This window comes from Providencia vermicola (assembly GCF_020381325.1).
In the GTDB taxonomy this organism is placed as follows: domain Bacteria; phylum Pseudomonadota; class Gammaproteobacteria; order Enterobacterales; family Enterobacteriaceae; genus Providencia; species Providencia vermicola.
Genome location: NZ_JAGSPI010000013.1, coordinates 1 through 22,385, shown reverse-complemented (window position 1 = coordinate 22,385; position 22,385 = coordinate 1). Strand labels below are relative to the sequence as shown.

The 22,385-nt window shown below is 42.1% G+C and carries 21 protein-coding genes; 16 read left to right on the top strand and 5 right to left on the bottom strand.

Annotation, left to right across the window (positions count from 1 at the left end; translation table 11 throughout):
- The first annotated feature begins 416 nt into the window (after positions 1-416).
- On the top strand, positions 417-2,423 hold the full coding sequence (locus tag KDJ85_RS17745) for a BCCT family transporter (RefSeq protein ID WP_225820781.1): 2,007 nt from the start codon (positions 417-419) through the stop codon (positions 2,421-2,423).
- Positions 2,424-2,538: 115 nt separating this feature from the next.
- Here the strand turns inward: KDJ85_RS17745 and cdiI are convergent, their stop codons facing one another.
- From cdiI to hpaR, 5 genes are all read right to left on the bottom strand, one after another.
- A complete protein-coding gene (cdiI, locus tag KDJ85_RS17740; protein WP_225820780.1) occupies positions 2,539-2,949 on the bottom strand; it encodes a ribonuclease toxin immunity protein CdiI in 411 nt (136 codons plus the stop codon).
- 90 nt (positions 2,950-3,039) lie between these two features.
- On the bottom strand, positions 3,040-4,380 hold the full coding sequence (locus tag KDJ85_RS17735) for a DUF637 domain-containing protein (RefSeq protein WP_225820779.1): 1,341 nt from the start codon (positions 4,378-4,380) through the stop codon (positions 3,040-3,042).
- A gap of 52 nt (positions 4,381-4,432) precedes the next feature.
- Positions 4,433-4,717, bottom strand: coding sequence for a hypothetical protein (locus KDJ85_RS17730; RefSeq protein ID WP_225820778.1), 285 nt, complete (start codon positions 4,715-4,717; stop codon positions 4,433-4,435).
- Positions 4,692-4,988, bottom strand: coding sequence for a cysteine peptidase family C39 domain-containing protein (locus tag KDJ85_RS17725; RefSeq protein WP_225820777.1), 297 nt, complete (start codon positions 4,986-4,988; stop codon positions 4,692-4,694). The genes KDJ85_RS17730 and KDJ85_RS17725 overlap by 26 nt, the downstream gene beginning before the upstream one ends.
- Positions 4,989-5,769: 781 nt before the next feature.
- Positions 5,770-6,225 (bottom strand): homoprotocatechuate degradation operon regulator HpaR, encoded by a 456-nt coding sequence (gene hpaR, locus KDJ85_RS17720; protein ID WP_225820776.1) that lies wholly within the window; start codon positions 6,223-6,225, stop codon positions 5,770-5,772.
- 420 nt (positions 6,226-6,645) lie between these two features.
- On the opposite strand from hpaR, the gene KDJ85_RS17715 reads away from it, so the two are divergent.
- From KDJ85_RS17715 to KDJ85_RS17645, 15 genes are all read left to right on the top strand, one after another.
- Entirely contained in the window at positions 6,646-7,275 is a 630-nt protein-coding gene (locus KDJ85_RS17715; protein ID WP_225820775.1) for a fumarylacetoacetate hydrolase family protein, read from the top strand.
- The gene (locus KDJ85_RS17710; RefSeq protein ID WP_225820774.1) at positions 7,275-8,054 is read left to right on the top strand and encodes a fumarylacetoacetate hydrolase family protein; all 780 of its coding nucleotides are present in this window, start codon (positions 7,275-7,277) and stop codon (positions 8,052-8,054) included. The genes KDJ85_RS17715 and KDJ85_RS17710 overlap by 1 nt, the downstream gene beginning before the upstream one ends.
- The gene (gene hpaE, locus KDJ85_RS17705; protein WP_206084684.1) at positions 8,054-9,520 is read left to right on the top strand and encodes a 5-carboxymethyl-2-hydroxymuconate semialdehyde dehydrogenase; all 1,467 of its coding nucleotides are present in this window, start codon (positions 8,054-8,056) and stop codon (positions 9,518-9,520) included. The genes KDJ85_RS17710 and hpaE overlap by 1 nt, the downstream gene beginning before the upstream one ends.
- Before the next feature lie 240 nt (positions 9,521-9,760).
- Positions 9,761-10,642, top strand: a complete 882-nt coding sequence (gene hpaD, locus KDJ85_RS17700) for a 3,4-dihydroxyphenylacetate 2,3-dioxygenase (protein ID WP_206084683.1) — start codon at positions 9,761-9,763, stop codon at positions 10,640-10,642.
- A 9-nt stretch (positions 10,643-10,651) separates the two neighbouring features.
- Positions 10,652-11,035, top strand: coding sequence for a 5-carboxymethyl-2-hydroxymuconate Delta-isomerase (locus KDJ85_RS17695; protein WP_225820773.1), 384 nt, complete (start codon positions 10,652-10,654; stop codon positions 11,033-11,035).
- Between the two features lie 28 nt (positions 11,036-11,063).
- The gene (locus KDJ85_RS17690; protein ID WP_225820772.1) at positions 11,064-12,290 is read left to right on the top strand and encodes a Bcr/CflA family multidrug efflux MFS transporter; all 1,227 of its coding nucleotides are present in this window, start codon (positions 11,064-11,066) and stop codon (positions 12,288-12,290) included.
- Positions 12,287-13,750, top strand: a complete 1,464-nt coding sequence (locus KDJ85_RS17685) for an NAD-dependent succinate-semialdehyde dehydrogenase (protein ID WP_225820771.1) — start codon at positions 12,287-12,289, stop codon at positions 13,748-13,750. The genes KDJ85_RS17690 and KDJ85_RS17685 overlap by 4 nt, the downstream gene beginning before the upstream one ends.
- A gap of 174 nt (positions 13,751-13,924) precedes the next feature.
- A complete protein-coding gene (gene hpaH, locus KDJ85_RS17680) occupies positions 13,925-14,728 on the top strand; it encodes a 2-oxo-hept-4-ene-1,7-dioate hydratase (RefSeq protein WP_225820770.1) in 804 nt (267 codons plus the stop codon).
- A gap of 10 nt (positions 14,729-14,738) precedes the next feature.
- Positions 14,739-15,545: a 4-hydroxy-2-oxoheptanedioate aldolase gene (hpaI, locus tag KDJ85_RS17675; RefSeq protein WP_225820860.1), complete on the top strand. Its 807-nt coding sequence runs from the start codon at positions 14,739-14,741 to the stop codon at positions 15,543-15,545.
- A 160-nt stretch (positions 15,546-15,705) separates the two neighbouring features.
- Complete coding sequence (gene hpaX / locus KDJ85_RS17670) at positions 15,706-17,073, top strand: 4-hydroxyphenylacetate permease (RefSeq protein ID WP_225820769.1); 1,368 nt, start codon at positions 15,706-15,708, stop codon at positions 17,071-17,073.
- Positions 17,074-17,262: 189 nt separating this feature from the next.
- Positions 17,263-18,153, top strand: a complete 891-nt coding sequence (hpaA, locus tag KDJ85_RS17665) for a 4-hydroxyphenylacetate catabolism regulatory protein HpaA (RefSeq protein WP_225820768.1) — start codon at positions 17,263-17,265, stop codon at positions 18,151-18,153.
- Positions 18,154-18,632: 479 nt separating this feature from the next.
- Positions 18,633-20,195 carry a 4-hydroxyphenylacetate 3-monooxygenase, oxygenase component gene (hpaB, locus tag KDJ85_RS17660; protein WP_219245811.1) on the top strand — a complete coding sequence of 521 codons (1,563 nt, stop codon included), beginning with the start codon at positions 18,633-18,635 and terminating at the stop codon, positions 20,193-20,195.
- A 19-nt stretch (positions 20,196-20,214) separates the two neighbouring features.
- A complete protein-coding gene (gene hpaC, locus KDJ85_RS17655) occupies positions 20,215-20,733 on the top strand; it encodes a 4-hydroxyphenylacetate 3-monooxygenase, reductase component (protein WP_042846858.1) in 519 nt (172 codons plus the stop codon).
- A gap of 236 nt (positions 20,734-20,969) precedes the next feature.
- A complete protein-coding gene (locus KDJ85_RS17650; protein WP_225820767.1) occupies positions 20,970-21,791 on the top strand; it encodes a winged helix-turn-helix domain-containing protein in 822 nt (273 codons plus the stop codon).
- A complete protein-coding gene (locus KDJ85_RS17645; protein WP_225820766.1) occupies positions 21,781-22,263 on the top strand; it encodes a FidL-like protein in 483 nt (160 codons plus the stop codon). The genes KDJ85_RS17650 and KDJ85_RS17645 overlap by 11 nt, the downstream gene beginning before the upstream one ends.
- Positions 22,264-22,385 lie beyond the last annotated feature (122 nt).

Below are 22,385 nucleotides of genomic sequence, written 5' to 3'. Positions count from 1 at the left end.
AACTAATCCGAACTTTACAGCAAGTTCATAGTGACTTTCACCTATCTTCCTTAACTTATTGGTAAAACATGTAAATTTATCATTCTTAATAATTAATAATTTGATAATTAACATGATATCCCATCCCCTTAACCAATCTTATTTCCCCCTATTGTTGATCATTCACCCATATCATGGCAGTATAACCGCCTATTTTTTAACTTACCAAGGTGGCAAAGACTCGACACTTATGATTTTTTTCGGCAGTTTTCACTGCTAACAACACCACGTATAACGCGTTTTTATTGTTCTTTCTATTACGTTCCCTTAGGGAATATTTTCGCAATTATCCATTGTTTCATTAAGAAGGACAGGTCGTTGCATACCGTTCTCACTCTTGGTATGCCAAAAATAAAATAAAACAAAAGAAGGTTGTTATGAGTCAAATTGATACTGATTCTAAAAAAGTTCGTTCTAAAATTAGTCCCCCTGTGTTTTATAGCTCTGCCATTATTATTTTGGTTATTGTTGGTTTTGCCGCGTTGATGCCAAAAGTCGCAGAATCTCATCTAAGTCATCTTCAACAAAACTTGTTTAACAACGCCAGTTGGTTCTACATCCTTGCTGTAGCCATCATTCTACTGAGTGTGACTTATCTGGGACTCTCCCGTTATGGGCAAATAAAACTGGGGCCAGACCACGCGCAGCCAAATTTTAGTTACGTATCGTGGTTTGCCATGCTGTTCTCCGCAGGCATGGGGATTGGTTTGATGTTCTTCGGAGTCGCTGAACCCGTGATGCATTACCTCAACCCGCCAGTCGGTGAGCCACAAACTATTGAAGCCGCAAAAGAAGCTATGCGTTTGACCTTCTTCCACTGGGGGTTACACGCTTGGGCAATTTACGCCATTGTGGCCTTAATTTTAGCGTTTTTTAGCTATCGCCACGGGTTACCATTGACCTTACGCTCTGCTCTGTACCCTATTATCGGTGAACGTATCTATGGCCCTATTGGTCATGCCGTTGATATCTTTGCCGTTGTTGGTACGGTGTTTGGTGTCGCCACTTCATTAGGCTTTGGTGTATTACAGGTCAATGCAGGCTTAAATCACTTATTTGGCTTGCCAGTAAATGAGATGGTACAAGTTGGGTTAATTGTCACCTTTACCGCACTGGCAACGCTTTCTGTGGTATCTGGGTTGGATAAAGGCATTCGCATTTTATCAGAACTCAATCTAGGCCTTGCGTTCTTGCTGCTACTGCTGATTGTGATACTGGGGCCGACTGTTCTGTTATTAAAATCGTTTGTAGAAAATACGGGCGGTTATCTTTCTGAGATTGTGACCAAAACCTTTAATTTGTACGCTTATGAACCTAAATCAAGCGATTGGTTAGGTGGCTGGACGTTACTGTATTGGGGTTGGTGGTTATCATGGTCACCGTTTGTGGGGATGTTTATCGCCCGAATTTCCCGTGGCCGTACTATCCGTGAGTTTGTTATGGGCGTGCTATTCGTGCCTGCTGGATTCACATTGATGTGGATGACGTTCTTCGGTAATACCGCCATTGATCTTATCAAAAATCAAGGGGCAGTAAAGCTTGCCGAAACCGTGCAATCGGATGTCTCCCTTGCTCTGTTTGAGTTCCTAAATTATTTCCCATTCTCTTCAGTACTGTCATTTTTTGCCATGTTGATGGTGGTGGTGTTCTTTGTCACCTCGGCGGACTCAGGGGCGATGGTGGTCGATACATTGGCTTCTGGCGGTGACTCTAATACCCCAATTTGGCAACGTATTTTCTGGGCTGGATTAATGGGCGTCGTGGCTATTACCATGTTACTGGCGGGTGGCTTACAAGCGCTGCAAACGTTAACCATTGCCAGTGCCTTGCCGTTTGCAATGGTCTTGCTTGCCTCTATTTATGGGTTATTTAAAGCGCTGCGAGTGGATGCCTATAAACGGGATAGCCAACAATTAGCCACCATTGCACCTACGGCAAGCCGTAACCCAATCCCATGGCAACGCCGCTTACGTAATATTGTCTACTTCCCTAAGCGTGCCCATGTGAAGCGCTTTATGGAGGAGTCCGTTAAGCCGTCAATGGAGATGGTTTCTGAGGAATTAGCGAAGCAAGGCACAGTTTGCCATATTCATACAGACAAAGATGACCGAATCGGTTTTGAAGTGGATTTAGGCGACGATATGAACTTTTTCTACGAAGTTCGCCTCCGTTATTATATTCAGCCATCTTTTGCCTTAGCAGGTATGGGCACAGAAAGTGATGACGAAAAGAGTGAAGAACAACGTTATTACCGCGCCGAAATTCACTTAAAAGAAGGTGGGCAAGACTACGATGTGATGGGCTGGGCAAAAGAGCAGATCATCCACGATATTCTCGACCAATATGAAAAACATATTCACTTCTTACACTTGCTGGGTAAGTAGTTCATCATCGAATTATTATCTCGAAATATGTAGATGAAAATACACTGGCGGCTAAATCATAGCCGCCCATATTCATTCAATTATCTATTAATTGATACGACAGAATTCTATTTTATTACATTTGCATTTTTGATAGTAAATTACTTACGCTAGCTAAATCTTCAGGATGAACTTTTAAATATTCTTCACAAGCTAATTTGACATAGTGGAAGCAAGTTTCTTCGCTAACGACTATTTCATCTTCTTTTTCGGGAGGATAGCCTATTGCAAAAAACACACCCTCATTAAAAATCATATTATCTAAAAATCCATCATACTCACAAGCAAAATGACAATATGCACCATCAGTACTATAGCCTATCTTTTGAACCATGTAGTCTATAACAGCTAAGAAACAGTGATCATTATACATTCGATCAAAATAAGTTTTGATGACCCAATCTTGATGATCACAATTGTTTTTATCCTCATAATTATAAGGCAACCCAAACAATAAATTATTTAATTCATCAAAAGACTCATTCATATAAATTATTCCTATTGAGGATGAAAGTTACTAACACCTTTAGTTTTTGGGTCCAAATAAACTCTAAAGGTAACCCCACCTGCTTCAGCGTTATAAGATTGCAATCCCTTTACTATAAGCATCCTTATATCCATTTGCTGCAGCCTGTTGCCCTAAATCTAATATTTTTTGGTCTGTATAAACTTTCGGATCATAGACTGTTTTTTTAAATGGTATCGCACCATTACCTTTATAATTACCAGTTAATTTTCCTGCTGCATCTTTTGTTGGTATCTTATATTCAATTTGAGTAATACCTTTCACACCTGTTGCCGTTTCACTGGCAATCTGTAAACCTTTTTCTCTAACCTCACCATAAAAGGCATCTGCATTATGGGCACCGGAAACTCCCGCTCTTTGAGTAAACTTATCCATCGTCGCTAAATGTATTGGTAGATCAACATTGATACTTATACCTTCGGGGGTTTTAATCGGTATTTTAGAAAAGAAAACATTATTAACTTTCGTGACTTTGGCTAATTTTCCCAAAACGACAAATGCACGTTCTGCTGGTAATGATGTCAATAATGCAGCTGCATAATCTTTGGTATCTTTAGCTTGCATTAGTGCCATCATGGTATCAGATACTGGCAAAATTTCTAAAATAGCCTTTACAGGATCTTCTTTACCATTCCCTTTTAAATATTGGGATCTTATTTTTTGCTTTTCCTGATCAGTCAAACTGCTATCACTTGCAAGTGCTTTTTCCAACGAAAATGCACCACCAAAGTACTTATCACCAGCTGCACCATTGAAATTATGCAAATAATGGTTATAAAGAAAGACATTCTCAGCAGCACCTGCAGCGCTGTGCGCGCCATTCGATTCTCCAGTTACAATAGCCCCTGTAATAGCCCCTAGAACTTTAATTTTCTGTGTATTAGCCTCTAAATTATTTGTGTTTTTGTTATCAAGAGATACCGCTGCCAATTCAGCGGCTAATGCGCCAACTGCGGCACCTTTTACATTACCACCACTAATTTCTGCACTTAGCGCAGCCAACCCCGCATGACTTAGCGCTTTCCCTGTATGTCCTAGAATATTTCCCTGCTTATCCACATATAAATACTGAAACTTATCCCCTATCAAATTAGCGCCTTCAGCTTGAATTTGCCCTGCTACATTACTGAGTAAGGCTGTTTTAAAGTTTTCACTGAAACTCCCGCCTTGAATAGCGGTTCCGATGGTTGAGCTGATAGCACTTTGCCCTGCTACTCGTTGCGCGACTTGAGTCCAATTCCCGTCACTGAGTTTTGGTAAGGTCACTTTGGCTGGGTCAGTGACTTTGCCATATAACGCAATATCAAACCCTTCAAGTGAACCCGCAATAATTATACTGGCCACAATAGATAATAGGGAACTGTTACAAAATTTTAATAATGAATTATGCAACAGTTCCCATTTAAGTTTAAATTGTTCTAGGATTCTAGCGTAGAACCATATTTTAAATTAAATTAACTGGCAGAGATATATTTCCACCTTCGATGTAATCCCAAGTTATTTCACTTAAAATTTTAGATATTTTAGGTTGATATGGCATTATGGACATTATTAACTTATCGAGTTCATCGGTATAACTTATACCTTTTATTCCTTTAGTCTCAAGTATACTTGCCATGAAAAATTTAGCTTCATTATTGAAACTAAAACCATAGTTAATAATTTTCGTTTTATCATCATAATCTATTGATAATAAAAATATATTATGGTTTGTAGACACTATGTCCATTCCATGCATCCTTAAATTCGTTAACTTTCATTGTGTACCAGGTTCCTTTAAATGGATCATTGACTATTACGTTACCTACATTGTCTACGCCTTTAACAACAACCCAATGACCAACTTTATTACCTGAGTCCCACATCATTGCACTCCAAGTGCCAGTACTATTTAATGACTGAAAACTTGAGGAAGAAACATTATTAGCAACCCAACCGCTATCAACTTTATTCAGTTTATTAGCAATCAATAGATTGATTTTAATTGAGGTCATTTTCATTAAAGGATCTGTAGCAGATAGATCTATATACAATCTCACAATTGCAAACAAGGTATGAAGCAGGCAGGGATTTCGAATTTACTTAGCAGCGGTGAACAAAATCCCAGGGTCAATGATTTCACAGGGAAATATGCATATTATTAGATTGGAATCAATTCGATATGATTTAGTAAGAAATGACTTAGCGATAGCTTGAGCTCTGCGGGTCATCATTGAAAATCCGAGTCATTTTCTAGCTTACTGTTATTTTCTAAACCATTCATGTTGCCGCTAGGCGGCAATTGAGGATAGTTTGGGGAGCATACACCAGTATGTGACCCAAATAGCCGAAAGAGGTCAACACAGCTAGAGCTCGAAATATGACGACGACAAATTAATTCTCTAGATACAAACTCATTTTCTAAATAGTTCGAACTCTAGCAAGGCGGCAATTGAGGATAGTTTGGGGAGCATACATTAGTATGTGACCCAAATAGCCGAAAGAGGCCAACACAGCTAGAGCTCGAAATATGACGACGACAAATTAATTTTCTAAATAGTTCGAACTCTAGCAAGGCGGCAATTGAGGATAGTTTGGGGAGCATACATCAGTATGTGACCCAAATAGCCGAAAGAGGCCAACACAGCTAGAGCTCGAAATATGACGACGACAAATTAATTTTCTAAATAGTTCGAACTCTAGCAAGGCGGCAATTGAGGATAGTTTGGGGAGCATACATCAGTATGTGACCCAAATAGCCGAAAGAGGCCAACACAGCTAGAGCTCGAAATATGACGAAAATTAGGCGCTCTTTCTCTTATCAGTAGCGATATTACTATAATCTGGGCTCTCTAAAGCGATGAGCTCATCCAACAATGCGGTCAGTTGTTGCATTTTTTCTGGAGAAAATGCCAGTTCGATTTTTTGATAACCTTCTTCGACTTCCTGACGAGCTTTATCGTACAGCTCTTGCCCTGTTGGCGTTAGCGAAACGTAGAGTTTGCGTTGGTCATTCAGTGGCTTTAAACGGAAAATTAAACCTTCGCGCTCCATGCGGGTTAAGATCCCCGTCAGGCTTGGACGGAGAATACAGGTTTGAACCGATAACTCATGAAAATCAATTGAACGGTTATCAGCTAAAACGCGAATGATACGCCATTGCTGTTCAGTCAAATTATACGACTTTAAAATGGGTCGAAAGAACCCCATTGCGGTTTCTCTCGCTTGCAGTAATGCAATTGTCAATGATTCATGCATAAGCTTAAAACTCATCACTAAATTAATGTTATTTAATCCCTATTTAGGTGCTTTGAAGTTACGCTTTTGGGCTTGTTGTTAATAAAAACACACTATTTTCACCCTGATTTCAATACACCTCACTCACCTCTGTTAAAGAGTAGCACGCTCAAATAACAATCTCAAAGAAAAACCCTAAAATATTAATGAGTAAATAATTTTTTAATTATCATTCAAGTTAAATAATTGTAATTAAAAAAAATTTGAAAAAATAATAAAATATTTAATAACAATCACTTACATAGTGGTCACTGCATTTTGTTAATGCGATCACAATTAAAATTAACATTTTTATAAAGGTATTGCTAATTTCAAAATTATACTTTATTAATATGTTAATAATTACTCGAAAGTTGAATTCTTTTCATTAAGGAGTTGTCAATGAAAGGCACAGTATTTGCCGTTGCCCTCAATCATCAAAGCCAACTTAGCCATTGGCTCGAGGCATTCCAGCAAGCCCCTTATAAAACCCCACCCAAAACCCCAGTGTGGTTTATTAAGCCGCGCAATACGCGCATCAATTCTGGCGAGCAAATTTTGCACCCTGCGGGCGAAGAAGTGCAAAGTGGAGCAACCCTTGCACTGGTGATTGGCCAAGATGCACGCAAAGTCAGCAAAGCGGATGCAATGAAGTTTATTGCTGGATTTGCTCTCGCGAATGAAGTGAGCCTGCCGGAAGACACCTTCTACCGCCCTGCTATCAAAGCAAAATGCCGTGATACTTTCTGCCCAATTGGTGAGATGGTGAAAACGTCGCTAAATGCCCCTGTTGATATCATCACTCAAGTGAATGGCAAAGAAGTCGACCGTTGGTCAACAAAAGATTTAATCCGTGATGCCAGTGAGCTAGTTGCTGCTCTCAGTGATTTCGCCACCTTAAAACAAGGCGATGTGATCCTGATGGGAACCCCACAACAACGCATCACTATCAAACCAGGTGATGAAGTGGTTGTTCAAGCAGAAGGCTTCCCGAGTCTGAAAAATACGGTTGTCGCGGCAGGAGGAAAATAATGTCGACTATCACTAAACGCGCAAAAATCCTTTTTAAAGGGACAGAATATGCCGTCACTGTTGGCGATAACGAAGCCATCACATTACCAAACGGGGACGTTGTCGCAGGTGATTCTGCAGATGTAACTTGGTTACCCCCTGCGCAAGGTACCCTGTTCGCCCTTGGTTTGAACTATGCTGACCACGCCGCAGAGTTAGAATTTAAGCCGCCTGAAGAGCCATTAATTTTCTTAAAAGCAGAAAGTAGCTTAACAGGCCACCGCCAAGTTTCTGTACGCCCAGACAATGTTGAATATATGCATTATGAGTCAGAGTTAGTGGTAGTGATTGGCAAAACGGCTCACAAAGTTTCAAGAGAAGATGCAATGGATTATGTCGCAGGTTATACCGTGTGTAATGACTATGCGATCCGCGACTATTTGGAAAATTACTATCGCCCCAATCTGCGTGTTAAGAGCCGCGATACATTGACTCCTATCGGCCCTTGGATTGTCGATAAAGACGCAGTGAAAGACCCACATAACCTTGCGCTTTATACCTATGTGAATGGGGAATTACGCCAAAAAGGCACCACGGCTGATTTAATTTTCGATATTCCATTTTTAATTGCTTACCTCAGTGACTTTATGACACTGCAACCAGGCGACATGATCGCCACGGGCACGCCGAAAGGGCTGTCAGATGTGGTTCCAGGTGACGAAGTCATTGTTGAAGTTGAAGGCGTTGGCCGACTGGTTAACACCATTATCAGCGAAAAAGACTATGAGGAACGAGTGTAATGACTAAGATTAATCATTGGATCAACGGTAAGAACGTTGCCAGCAAAGAGTATTTCCAAACGACGAACCCAGCTACGGGTGAAGTACTCGCTGAAGTCGCCTCTGGCGGTCAAGACGAAATCAACCAAGCCGTTGCCGCCGCGAAAGACGCGTTTCCAAAATGGGCTAACACGCCAATGAAAGAGCGTGCTCGCTTAATGCGCCGCTTGGGTGAGTTGATCGACGAAAACGTACCGCAAATTGCAGAAATGGAAACCAAAGATACGGGTTTACCAATTCACCAAACCAAAAATGTGTTGATCCCACGCGCTTCACACAACTTTGAATTCTTTGCTGAAATTTGTCAACAAATGAACGGCCGCACCTATCCCGTTGATGACAAAATGATGAACTACACCCTGATACAACCCGTCGGTGTGTGTGGATTAATCTCTCCGTGGAACGTGCCGTTTATGACAGCAACATGGAAAACGGCACCCTGTTTAGCACTGGGTAACACTGCCGTGCTGAAAATGTCTGAACTGTCTCCGCTATCTGCAAACCGTTTAGGCGAGTTAGCGCTTGAAGCAGGAATTCCTGCAGGCGTTCTGAACGTAGTACAAGGTTATGGTGCAACGGCAGGTGATGCACTGGTGAAACATCACGATGTGCGTGCAGTCTCATTCACTGGTGGTACAGCAACAGGCCGTGCCATTATGCAAAACGCAGGGCTGAAAAAATATTCAATGGAATTAGGGGGTAAATCTCCAGTTCTGATTTTTGAAGATGCGGATATTGAGCGCGCAATGGATGCGGCACTGTTTACTATTTTCTCTATTAATGGTGAACGTTGCACCGCAGGCTCACGTATTTTCATTCAAGAAAGCATTTACCCTGAGTTTGTAAAACGTTTTGCTGAACGCGCAAACCGCCTGATCGTCGGTGACCCGAACGATCCGAAAACACAAGTCGGTGCATTGATCAGCCAACAGCACTGGAACAAAGTGTCTGGCTATATCCGCATCGGCATGGAAGAAGGTGCAACTCTGTTAGCGGGTGGCCCTGATAAACCAACCGATCTACCAGATCACCTGAAAAATGGTCATTTCTTGCGCCCAACCGTGCTAGCTGATGTGGATAACCGTATGCGCGTTGCGCAAGAAGAGATCTTCGGGCCTGTCGCTTGTTTGATCCCATTCAAGACTGAAGAAGATGGCCTACGTATGGCGAACGATGTGGAATATGGCCTGGCTTCGTATATTTGGACACAAGATGTCAGCAAAATTCTGCGTTTATCTCGCAGCATCGAGGCAGGTATGGTGTTTGTTAACACCCAAAACGTCCGTGACCTGCGCCAACCATTCGGCGGTGTAAAAGCCTCTGGTGTTGGCCGTGAAGGTGGCGAATACAGCTTCGAAGTCTTTGCTGAAATGAAGAACGTGTGTATCTCCTACGGAGACCACAATATCCCACGTTGGGGTGTATAACTTATTAAGTCATTTTTATTATCAATTAGATACCTATAAAAATTTGAACTGTAAATGATTCACAACAAATAATAGCTACAACAAATTATGGGTAAACTCGTTCCTTACCCTAAATAGTTTGAGTTGTAGCTAGGCGGCAAGCGAAATCATCCCTATGAGCATACATAAGTATGTGATTAGGGTGGTTTTGTGCAGCCAACACCGCTACAGCTCAAAATATAACGGGTAAGAGAGGATAAAATGGGTAAACTGGCACTAGCTGCGAAGATCACACACGTCCCATCCATGTACCTATCTGAACTACCAGGTAAAAACCATGGGTGCCGCCAAGCCGCTATCGATGGCCATAAAGAAATTAGCCGTCGCTGCCGTGAATTAGGCGTGGATACCATTATTGTTTTTGACACTCACTGGTTAGTCAACAGCGCGTATCACATCAACTGTGCCGATCATTTCAAAGGTATTTATACCAGTAATGAACTTCCACATTTCATTCGCGATATGGAATATGAATATGATGGTAACTCTGCCTTAGGTCAGATGATTGGTGAAGAGGCGCGTAAGCTCGGTGTTCGTGCTCAAGCGCATGAAATTCCAAGCTTAACTCTCGAATATGCAACCTTAGTTCCAATGCGCTATATGAATAGCGATCGCCACTTCAAAGTCATTTCAATCTCTGCATTTTGTACGTCACATAGCTTTGAAGATAGCCGCAAGTTAGGCGAAGCCGTCCTCACTGCCATTGAAAAATACGATGGTACGGTGGCTGTATTAGCCAGTGGCTCGTTATCACACCGCTTTATCGATGACCAAAAAGCGGAAGATGGCATGAATAGCTACACTCGTGAATTTGATGAGCAAATGGACAAGCGTGTCGTCAAATTATGGCGTGAAGGCCGTTTTCAAGAGTTCTGCAAAATGCTGCCTGAATATGCGGACTACTGCTACGGCGAAGGTCATATGCATGACACAGTTATGTTACTTGGCATGTTAGGTTGGGACAAATATTCAGAGAACGTAGAAATCTTAACCGATTTATTCGCCAGCTCAGGTACAGGGCAGCTCAATGCGGTGTTCCCACTACCAAGCTATATCACTGACAAGCAAACTGAAACTGCGTAAGGAATTGTTATGCCACATTTTTATGCAGAATGTACCGAAAATATCCGTGAAGAGGCCAAGCTTCCCGAATTATTTGCCAAAGTGAATGAAGCCCTTGCGGGTACAGGCATTTTTCCATTAGGCGGCATTCGTAGCCGTGCAATTTGGTTAGATACATGGCAAATGGCGGATGGTAAACATGACTATGCTTTCGTGCATATGACGCTAAAAATTGGTGCAGGTCGTTCCCTCGAAGACAGGCAAAAAACAGGGGAAATGCTTTTCGACCTAATCAAGGCGCATTTTGCAGACTTAACGGCAAACCGCCTATTAGCGCTGTCATTTACCATGGAAGAGCTTGACCCAGTATTGAACTACAAACAAAACAACGTTCACGCCTTATTCAAAGCGTAATCGTTGAGCGAAAAAAAGCGAGGGCACGATGGTCAAAAGTTTCGATAAACACATCCCACACTGGCTGATCCCATTATTAGGATCATTGGTGGCATTTGGGCCATTGTCTATCGATATGTACCTTCCTGCCCTGCCTCAAATGGGGACTGCTCTACAGGCAACACAAGGGCAAATGCAGTATACCCTTGGTGCATTCTTTGCGGGTTTCTGTGTGGGTATGCTGTTTTACGGCCCACTCAGTGATCTACTGGGTCGCCGAAAAATGTTGTTAAGCGGGCTGGCTATTTTTACCGTGGCAAGCTTGTTATGCGCTCAAGCGACTAATGCCAATACCTTGATTATTTTCAGAGCATTACAAGCATTTGGTAGCGGTGCTGCAATTGTCATGGCAAGGGCAATCGCGCGGGATGTTTACCCTGCAAATGAATTACCCAAAGTGCTGTCATTGATGACCTTAGTCACCATGATTGCGCCTTTGCTAGCGCCCCTACTGGGCGGTTTTTTATTGATTCATTTTCAGTGGCAGGCAATTTTTTATCTGTTGGCGTTAGTAGGTCTAGTTTCGGTGAGTACGATTTTCCTTCTGTTGCCCGAAACGTTAGTCCACCAGCGCACGTCAGAGAATTTACTTTGTGTAGCGTTTAAAAACTACATGCAGGTGCTCACAGACCGAGAAGCACTGAGTATTATCGGCACCATGGCCTTCTCTTTTGCAGGAATGTTTGCCTTTATCAGTGGTTCACCGTTTGTGTACATCAACTATTTTGGGGTATCTGAACAGCATTATGGCTTGTTGTTCGGCTGCAATATTTTGGGGATGATTGTGATGTTATTGCTAAACGTGAAACTGCTAAAAATTTACAGTTTAACGCGCATACTCACCATGCAAAGTGGCTTTCAATTAGCATTTGGTCTGCTTCTGCTACTTTTTTACCAACAAAATCTCCTCATAATTGTTATTCTTGTGGTGCTGTTCCTATCGATGGTCAACGCTATCGGCACCAACAGTTTGTCACTGTTACTGCAACATCGCGGCAAAATTGCTGGCAGTGCAAGCGCACTTGCGATTTCAATTCAATTTGCATTAGCAGCGCTCGCCAGTGTTGCAGTTTCTGTCTTACAAGATGAATCCCCTTTTGCTATGGCACTTGTAATGGCGATTTGTGCCGGATTAAGTTTTGCAAGCCAGCGTTTATCGGCTAAAAACATCCGCCCACAAATCCAATCTGTGTCTTCGGAGAAAAACGAAAAATGAGCATAAACACCAATTCTACATTATTCCGCCAACAGGCTTATATCAACGGTCAATGGGTTGATGCCCAAGACAAAAGCGTGTTTGAAGTGACTAATCCTGCGGATAACACAGTGATTGCAAACGTTAGCAATGTGGGCGCAGTAGAAACCCAACGCGCTATCGAAGCGGCCGAAAAAGCCTTGCCAGCTTGGCGAGCAAAAACGGCCAAAGAGCGTAGCCAAATCTTAAATAAATGGTTCCGTTTAATGATGGATAACCAAAAAGAGTTAGCGCAACTGCTAAGCGCAGAGCAAGGCAAATCGATGACAGAATCGATGGGTGAAATTGCTTATGGTGCTAGCTTTATTGAGTGGTTTGCTGAAGAAGGTAAGCGTGTTTACGGTGAAAGTATTCCGTCACCTTTACCGGGTCGCCGCCTTGTAACTATCAAACAACCCGTGGGCGTTGTCGCGGCTATCACACCGTGGAACTTCCCGAATGCGATGATCACGCGCAAAGTGGGCCCAGCCCTTGCGGCAGGCTGTACTATGGTGCTGAAACCTGCGGCTGAAACACCACTGTCTGCCCTTGCATTAGCGGTTCTTGGTGAAGAAGCTGGCATCCCTGCTGGGGTGTTTAATATTGTTCCGGGCACTGACGCACAAGCCATTGGTGGCGTGATGACATCAAGCCCAATCGTACGCAAGCTGACATTCACTGGCTCAACCCGTGTTGGTAAATTATTGATGGAACAGTGTGCCAACACCGTGAAAAAAATGTCATTAGAACTTGGCGGTAACGCACCGTTTATCGTGTTTGATGATGCGGACTTAGATTCAGCGGTTCAAGGGGCTTTAGCCGCGAAATTCCGTAATAGCGGTCAAACTTGCGTATGTGCAAATCGCATTTTAGTGCAAGAGGGTGTCTATGATGAGTTTGCGGCTCGCTTAGCCAAAGCCGTTAATGCCTTAAAAATTGGCCCTGCAACACAAGCCGACTCCCAACAAGGCCCATTAATTAACCAAGCGGCTATCGACAAAGTTACCGAGCACATTGCTGATGCCGTTTCACACGGTGCAACAGTGATTGCTGGCGGTAAAGCAGCAAGTTTAGGCGGTTTATTCTTTGAACCAACTGTTATCACTGGCGTGACAAAATCCATGAAAGTGGCCAAAGAAGAAACCTTTGGCCCATTAGCACCTTTATTTAAATTCCGTGATGAAGAAGAGGCTATCGCCCTTGCCAATGACACTGAATTTGGCTTGGCATCTTATTTCTATTCACGGGATATCGGCCGTATCTACCGCGTTGCTGAAGCATTAGAAAGCGGCATGGTGGGTATCAACGAAGGCATTATTTCGAATGAAGTGGCCCCATTTGGTGGCATTAAGCAGTCTGGACTGGGGCGTGAAGGTTCGCGCTACGGCATTGAAGATTATCTGGAAGTGAAATACCTCTGCTTTGGTGGGCTTTCTAACTAGTTAATTAGCAGACTATTTTTCAAAAAATCGCAGATAAAACCTAAGCTCGAAGTATAACTTGAACGGATAATTTTAAATCCAAATTGTTAGCTCTAAATAATTCGAGTGAGAACAAGGCAGTTAACGCAGTTCTCACTCGAAGTATGACGAGCTGAGGTACAAAAGGAAAATAAGATGTTACAGAAAGATATAATCTTACAAATAGCGCAGCGTCTAAATCAAGCAGAGAAAAGCCGTGAGCAGATCCGCCAGATTTCTTTAGATCACCCTGAAATGACGATCGACGATGCTTATGCCGTTCAAAAAGAATGGGTTGGCTTAAAAATCGCTGAAGGGCGTGTGCTTAAAGGCCATAAAATTGGGCTGACATCAAAAGCGATGCAGGCGAGCTCGCAAATTGATGAGCCAGATTACGGTGCGCTACTTGATGATATGTTTTTTGATGACGGCTGTGACATCCCAACTGACCGCTTTATCGTACCGCGCATTGAAGTTGAACTCGCGTTCGTTTTAGCAAAACCACTGCGTGGGCCAAACTGTACTATTTTTGATGTTTATAACGCCACTGACTATGTGATCCCCGCACTTGAGCTGATTGATGCACGCTGTCATAACATCGATCCACAGACCAATCGCCCACGTAAAGTGTTCGATACTATTTCAGATAACGCCGCAAACGCAGCAGTCATTTTAGGTGGCCGCCCAATTAAACCTCGCGATTTAGATATGCGTTGGATCAGCGCCCTGCTTTATCGTAATGGGGTCATTGAAGAGTCTGGCGTTGCTGCCGCAGTTCTTAACCACCCTGCTAATGGTGTTGCATGGTTAGCCAATAAATTAGCCCCCCATAATGTCCAACTCGAACCGGGTCAAATCATTCTTGGCGGTTCATTTACCCGCCCGGTTCCCGCACGTAAAGGCGATGTGTTCCACGTCGATTACGGCAATATGGGCTCTATAAGCTGCCGTTTTGTATAAGGAAATTATGATGGACATCTTAGAAAATAAATTCAAAAAAGCGCTAAAAAGTGGCCAACCTCAAATTGGTCTATGGTTGGGTTTATGCAGCCCGTATAGTGCCGAGTTGTTAGCTGGTGCTGGCTTTGACTGGCTACTGATCGATGGTGAGCATGCACCGAATAATGTGCAGACAACATTATCGCAATTGCAAGCGATCGCCCCTTATCCATCGCAACCCGTTGTGCGCCCACCGTGGAATGATCCGGTAATCATCAAACAACTGTTAGATATTGGCGCACAAACTTTGTTGCTGCCAATGGTACAAAACGCCGAACAAGCGAAGCAAGCGGTACGCTCAACACGCTACCCACCAGCCGGGATCCGCGGTGTTGGCAGTGCATTAGCGCGAGCCTCTCGCTGGAATCGAGTCCCTGATTACCTCACTCGTGCCAACGATGAAATGTGCGTGATCGTGCAGGTCGAAACCCGCGAAGCAATGAATAACCTGCCAGAGATCTTAAAAGTAGAAGGCGTCGATGGTGTGTTTATCGGCCCAGCTGATCTTAGTGCAGATATGGGCTTTTCGGGAAATCCTAACCACCCTGAAGTCAAAGCCGTGATAGAAAAAGCGATTGTACAAATTCGTGCTGCGGGTCTCGCCCCGGGGATTTTAATGGCAGCACCAGATGTTGCTGAACATTATCTGAAACTCGGTGCACTGTTTGTCGCTGTCGGCGTTGATACTACGCTGCTAGCACGTACCGCCGAAGCCCTTGCTGCAAAATTTGGCAAAACAGTCTCGGAAGTGACATCCAGTACGCCGAGTGTTTACTAACTAAACCTGCTTATTTAGATAACTTTTTACCCTACAGACAAACGGCTTATCTAAACGAGTGAACTATTAAAATCGCAATAAAGGGCAGACACCACCATGACTGCCTCATCGTCCCTTGTACCTATAATAATTTTCAGAAGAAAGAATTGAGGGCCCTACAATGAGTAATCAACAACTTGCAAGCACTAACCCTGCTGAACAACATAAAAATTTAACTGAGCCGCAGCAGCGGGTCATTAATAAATTATTTAAGCGCCTTATCGTATTTTTATTTGTTTTATTCGTTTTCTCATTCTTAGACCGTATTAATATCGGCTTTGCGGGCCTAACCATGGGGAAAGACATCGGCCTGACCTCAACTATGTTCGGTTTAGCCGCTACCTTGTTCTATGCCACTTACGTGATTTTTGGTATTCCAAGTAACATCATGCTAGGGATTGTTGGGGCGCGTCGCTGGATAGCCACCATCATGGTACTTTGGGGGATTGCTTCAACAGCAACCATGTTTGCCACAGGGCCAACAAGTTTGTATGTTCTGCGAATGTTAGTGGGTATCGCTGAAGCGGGCTTCTTACCAGGGATTCTGGTATACCTAACTTACTGGTTTCCAGCCTATTTCCGCGCTCGTGCCAATGCCTTATTTATGATTGCGATGCCTGTCACCATGGCGTTCGGCTCCTTAGCTTCTGGTTATATTTTAGGGATGGATGGCATTTTAGACTTAAAAGGCTGGCAATGGTTATTCCTGCTTGAAGGCTTCCCTTCCGTGATTTTAGGCGTGTTAGTTTGGTTCTACCTTGATGATTCACCGAAAAAAGCCAAATGGCTGACGCAAGAAGACAAAGACACACTGCAAGAAATGATGGATAAAGACCAGCTGGAACTCGTGCAGCCACATGGTTCGAAAAGCCATAGCGCCCTGCAAAATACCAGTTTGTGGAAAGAAATTTTTACCCCAGTAATCTTGATGTACACCGTTGCTTATTTTTGTTTAACCAATACGTTAAGTGCCATCAATATCTGGACGCCGCAGATTATGCAAAGCTTCAACCAAGGCAGTAGTAATGCCATGATTGGGCTGTTAACTGCCATTCCACAGTTCTGTACAATCTTAGGGATGATCTATTGGAGCCGTCGCTCTGACCGACTACAAGAGCGGAAAATGCATACTGCCTTACCGTATTTATTTGCGGCAGCCGGATGGGTTCTCGCGGCTATGACTAGCCATCCAATCATCCAATTGATTGGTATTATCATGGCATCAACCGGGTCATTTACTGCCATGGCCGTATTCTGGACAACCCCAGACCAATCCATCAGTTTACGTGCTCGTGCAATCGGCATTGCTGTTATCAACGCAACAGGTAATATAGGCTCTGCGGTCAGCCCACTCCTTATCGGTTGGCTGAAAGACCAAACAGGTAGCTTTAACTCGGGTCTCTATTTTGTGGCAGGTTTGCTGGTGGTTGGTGCATTGCTAGTCATTGCTATTCCAATGAAAAACTCACGCCCAAGAGCAACGCCTTAATATTTTAACGATTCGAATGTTTTGAATGTTTTGAATGTTTTGATAATTTATGCTGCAAATAATTATTAAAGGGTGTTACCCAAAATAATTTGGTTTGCAGCTAAGCGGCAAGCAAGTTAATCCCTAGGAGCATACATAAGTATGTGACTAGGGTTGGCTTGTGAAGCCAACAACGCTGCGAGCCGAAGAATGAAGGGTAACTCAACTTTAATTACGAATATAGATATTAGTACTGATTATGACGAAACCCAAGGTACCGATGACGTCCACTACCAAACCTTCGGCAATATGGCTGCCTTTTTTGGTCGTGATATGCAGGCGCATCGCCATGATGGTTTCTTTCAGTTGCATTATTTGGTCACTGGCCACATTACCTTGCAGCTTGACGAATTACGCTATTCTGTCCAAGCACCGTTGTTTATATTAACCCCCCCTTCTGTCGCTCATGCTTTTTTTACCCAAGAAGACACTGATGGGCATGTACTGACTGTACGACAAGACCTTATCACGCCACTGCTTGAGTCTCTTTATCCTGCACATCCCGATTTAGTGGATATTCCTGCTATTTGCTTATCGGTTGCCGATAAACTCGATGATATTGATACCTTCAATCATTACTGGGCATTGATGGCGCGCGAATCAGCAAATAACAATGTAGGGAAACATCAGGCTTTATCTTCATTGGCGCAAGCACTTTTTACTTTTCTATTAAGGTCTATCCCATTAGATGACCACCCGACTAGTGGCGTTCGAGGAGAGCATCGTCTGTTCCAACGGTTTAACCAATTAATTGACTTACATTATCATGAACACCTTGCCGTACCTGAATATGCCAAAAAGCTTGGCGTAACAGAATCACGCCTCAAAGACATGTGCCGCCGATTTGCGAATAGGCCACCAAAACGACTCATTTTCGACCGTATTCTACGTGAAGCGAAGCGTTTACTTGTTTTTTCGGACAGCCCGGTCTCTGAAATTGCCTACCAACTCGGGTTTAAAGACCCCGCCTACTTCGCTCGCTTTTTTAACCGGCTCGTCGGCTCCTCACCGAGCACTTGGCGCGAACAAAATATCCATTAAGCGATCAAACATTTCCCTTTCATTTGAAAAATTTTATTGCCATTGAACAATTCAGCGGCAATAAAATTTCTTTTACATTTTAAAAACATTTTTATCTCTTATCAATTTTGTTTTAACTTACTTAAATAAGGTTATCCAGAATAACAAAAAGTGAAATTAAAGGATAAAAAATAGGCATAAAAATAAAATTAAATTATTCATTGTTAATACATGAACAAACTTTAATATTATGATATTTAAATTATTTTAATTAAAAACAATGATTACATTAACATCAAAATATCGATAGGATCACATTTCTTTTATAAACTTTCCATATCAACGAAAAGTACCAGTAAACCTTTCTAAAGTCTCTTTTAAATCATCTCAGAAAGCGATTCAATTAAGAAACACAAAACAAACATAAAATTAACATAATTTCGCTTGCACCTTTGTACTCCTATCAATGCAAGCCCTCATTGTGAGATAACGAGGTAGACATGAAACCAGAAGATTTTCGTTCAGATGCTAAACGCCCTTTTAATAGCCAAGAATACCTAAAAAGCCTACAAGATGGCCGTGAAATTTATATTTATGGCGAACGCGTAAAAGATGTCACCACTCACCCAGCTTTTCGTAATTCAGCGGCTTCTATAGGACAGTTATATGATGCGCTCCATGATAAAACGACTCATGACCAGCTTTGCTGGAACACCGACACAGGTAACGGTGGATACACGCACAAGTTCTTCCGTTTCGCGAAAAGTGCAGACGAATTGCGCCAACAACGTGATGCAATCGCAGATTGGTCACGCCAGAGCTACGGATGGATGGGACGCACTCCAGACTATAAGGCGGCATTCGCCAGCTGTTTAGGCGCAAACCCTGAATATTACGGCCAATTTGCAGATAACGCGCGCAACTGGTACAAACGCATTCAAGAAAGTGGCCTGTATTTCAACCATGCGATTGTTAACCCACCAATTGATCGCCATAAGCCTGCTGATGAAGTGAAAGATGTTTATATCAAACTTGAAAAAGAAACAGATGCAGGGATTATCGTCAGCGGCGCAAAAGTGGTTGCGACCAACTCAGCCTTAACCCACTATAACTTTATCGGTTTTGGTTCCGCACAAGTGATGGGTGATAACCCTGACTTTGCACTGATGTTTGTTGCACCAATGGATGCCGACGGTGTGAAATTAATCTCTCGCGCCTCTTATGAATTAGTGGCAGGCGCAACTGGCGCACCATTTGATTACCCATTATCAAGCCGTTTCGATGAAAATGATGCCATCTTGGTGATGGATCATGTGTTAATTCCATGGGAAAACGTCTTGATTTACCGTGACTTTGACCGCGCTCGTAATTGGGCTGTACAAGGTGGATTCGCACGTTTATTCCCATTACAAGCTTGTGTCCGCTTAGCCGTTAAATTAGACTTCATTACCGGATTGTTACAAAAAAGTTTAGAATGTACAGGTGTTATTGATTTCCGTGGTGTACAGGCTGATTTAGGTGAAGTGGTCGCGTGGCGTAACCTGTTCTGGTCATTGACTGATGCAATGACATCAGAAGCGAAAGCATGGGAAGGCGGGGCATTCCTACCAGATACCCAAGCTATCCAGACATACCGTGTTATGGCACCAATGGCTTACACCAAAATTAAGAATATCATTGAAAGTAACGTGACAAGTGGCCTGATTTACTTACCATCAAGCGTTCGTGATATGAATAATCCAGAAATTGATAAGTATTTAGCTAAATATGTTCGCGGTTCAAACGGAATGGATCACGTAGAACGTATTAAGATCCTCAAACTCATGTGGGATGCAATTGGTAGTGAGTTTGGTGGGCGCCATGAACTGTATGAAATTAACTACGCTGGAAGCCAAGACGAGATTCGCCTGCAATGTCTGCGTCATGCTCAAGGTTCCGGCAACATGAAAGCCATGACAGATATGGTTGATCGCTGCTTATCAGATTACGATCAACACGGATGGAAACGTCCACACCTGTATAACAACAATGATATTAATCAGTTAGATTCGCTGCTGAAGTAATCAGTAGCAGGAGGTCAATATGTCTTTAGAAAATGAACATCGCCTGCGTTTCAGAGATGCGATGGCAAGTCTCGGTGCTGCAGTGAACATAGTCACCACGGATGGTACTGAAGGTCGTTGTGGGATCACAGCAACCGCAGTCTGTTCAGTTACAGATACGCCACCAACTTTGATGGTATGTGTCAACCGCAACAGTGCAATGAATGCGGTATTTCAAAAGAATGGCCGCCTGTGCGTAAACGTGCTGAGCCATGACCAAGAAGAGCTAGCGTGCCATTTTGCTGGAATGAAAGGTTCCACAATGGAAGAGCGTTTTAGCTGGAATGTGTGGGATAACGGCATTTTACAGCAACCTTTACTGAAAAATGCCCTCGCCAATCTTGAAGGCGAAATCACGCAAGTTCAGGACATTGGTACACACTCTGTCTACATGGTTGAAATGAAGCAAATCATTGTGAATGATACAGGGCATGGGTTAGTTTACTTTAAACGGAAATTCCACCCTGTTATGCATCAAATCCTTGAGCCAACAGCTTAATGAATAATCAAATACATGAAAGCCCCTAATGGGGCTTTTTTATTTTTAAAAACATAATAAAATTGCCATTACCTCAATTAAACTTCACTTAACCTTCTTGGATATTTATTTCGAATTTTCCACTTTAAATAATATAATAAATTACTCCAATGCAGTTTAATTGACATATCCCGAATTACGGGTATAAACTGACACCATACAGTTGTATTCCACTATAAATAAAAACCCATCCTAAAATGAAATATTTAATTAATCAGCATGTTACCTATGACAGCTATCAGGGGCTGTTGTATACGAGTCACGTTGACGACGCAATTAAGCTAACGACAACGTTAAATCGTTTACTTTTAGTATTAACACAAAATAATGGCGAAGTTTTAGATAGAGAAACTTTATTACGCCGTGTATGGGAAGAACATAACCAAGTTGTTTCTGACAATAATTTAAATAGCAGTATTTCTGTTTTACGCCGCCATTTATCATCTTTTTTTGATGAAGAGATTATTTCAACTATTCCAAAAGTAGGAATAAAATTTTCAGCTGATTTAACCATTGAAATAAGCGAGGAGCAACCTGAAGAAACTATTGCAGAAATCCCCTCCCTTTTATCTCCATCGACTGAGTCTTCTTTAGAAATAGATGAAGAAAACGAAATAAATGCCAAAACACCCGTTAAAAAAGCGTATATTTTAAATAATCGCTACCTAGAAATAACATTGATTGCCGTTATTATCTTTTGTTTGCTTTATTTGTTTAAAAGCTACTTTTTTGCTAGCCGTACTGAATACCCAGAAGTCGGTCAAATTGATCAGTGCTCAATTCGTTATATAAATAGTTACCATAAAGCAGATACTCGCTCAATGAGCTTTTCTGTACTAAAAGATAGGCTAAAAAGTTTGAGTATTGATTGTAAAAAACCAGCTACCGTTTTTTACTATAATGTGGGAATTATCACTCAAAATAAAAATTTCGATGATGACTATCTATTTTTATCATACTGCCCTAAAACTGCAAAAGATGGTGCTACGATAAGTTGTGAGAATTTCTATGTCAAATAACAAACCTGTACGATTTGTTTTTTTATTTTTTACTGCCATCATTTTGATTCTAATTAGCTTATATACATATATTCACGTTAATACACCTATTGTACCTGACTGCCGTGCAACCTTAAAAATTGATATTTCAGACGATCGTTCTAGTTTAAATGGCTATTACTTACTAAGTGTTATTCCAAGTGCGGATAATGATCATCAACACTCTTTTATCATGACGGGCGAAATCAGCTTTAATCATAAAAAGTACATTATCTCCCGTAAACTGCTTATTGAGTACAAACAACAAGGCAGTCATTTTTTTTCTCGGATAAAAAATATTTACATTGACCCGAGTGACCAAGCTGGCAATGACATTTATATCCGAGGCCTCCCGCAGCTTAACCAAATTTACTTCACTAGAGTAAAACGTTTGAACGATAAAAATTATATTTTTGAAGAAAATTACTCGCCAATGTTTATTTGTACAATCTAATCACTGCTAGTAATCATCAAAAAACAACAAAATGCATCAGATATTCTAAATCTGATGCATTTTTTTTGCATTTTAAAAAATGCATACATTGAAACACCTTAAACTGTCTCTTATACACATCT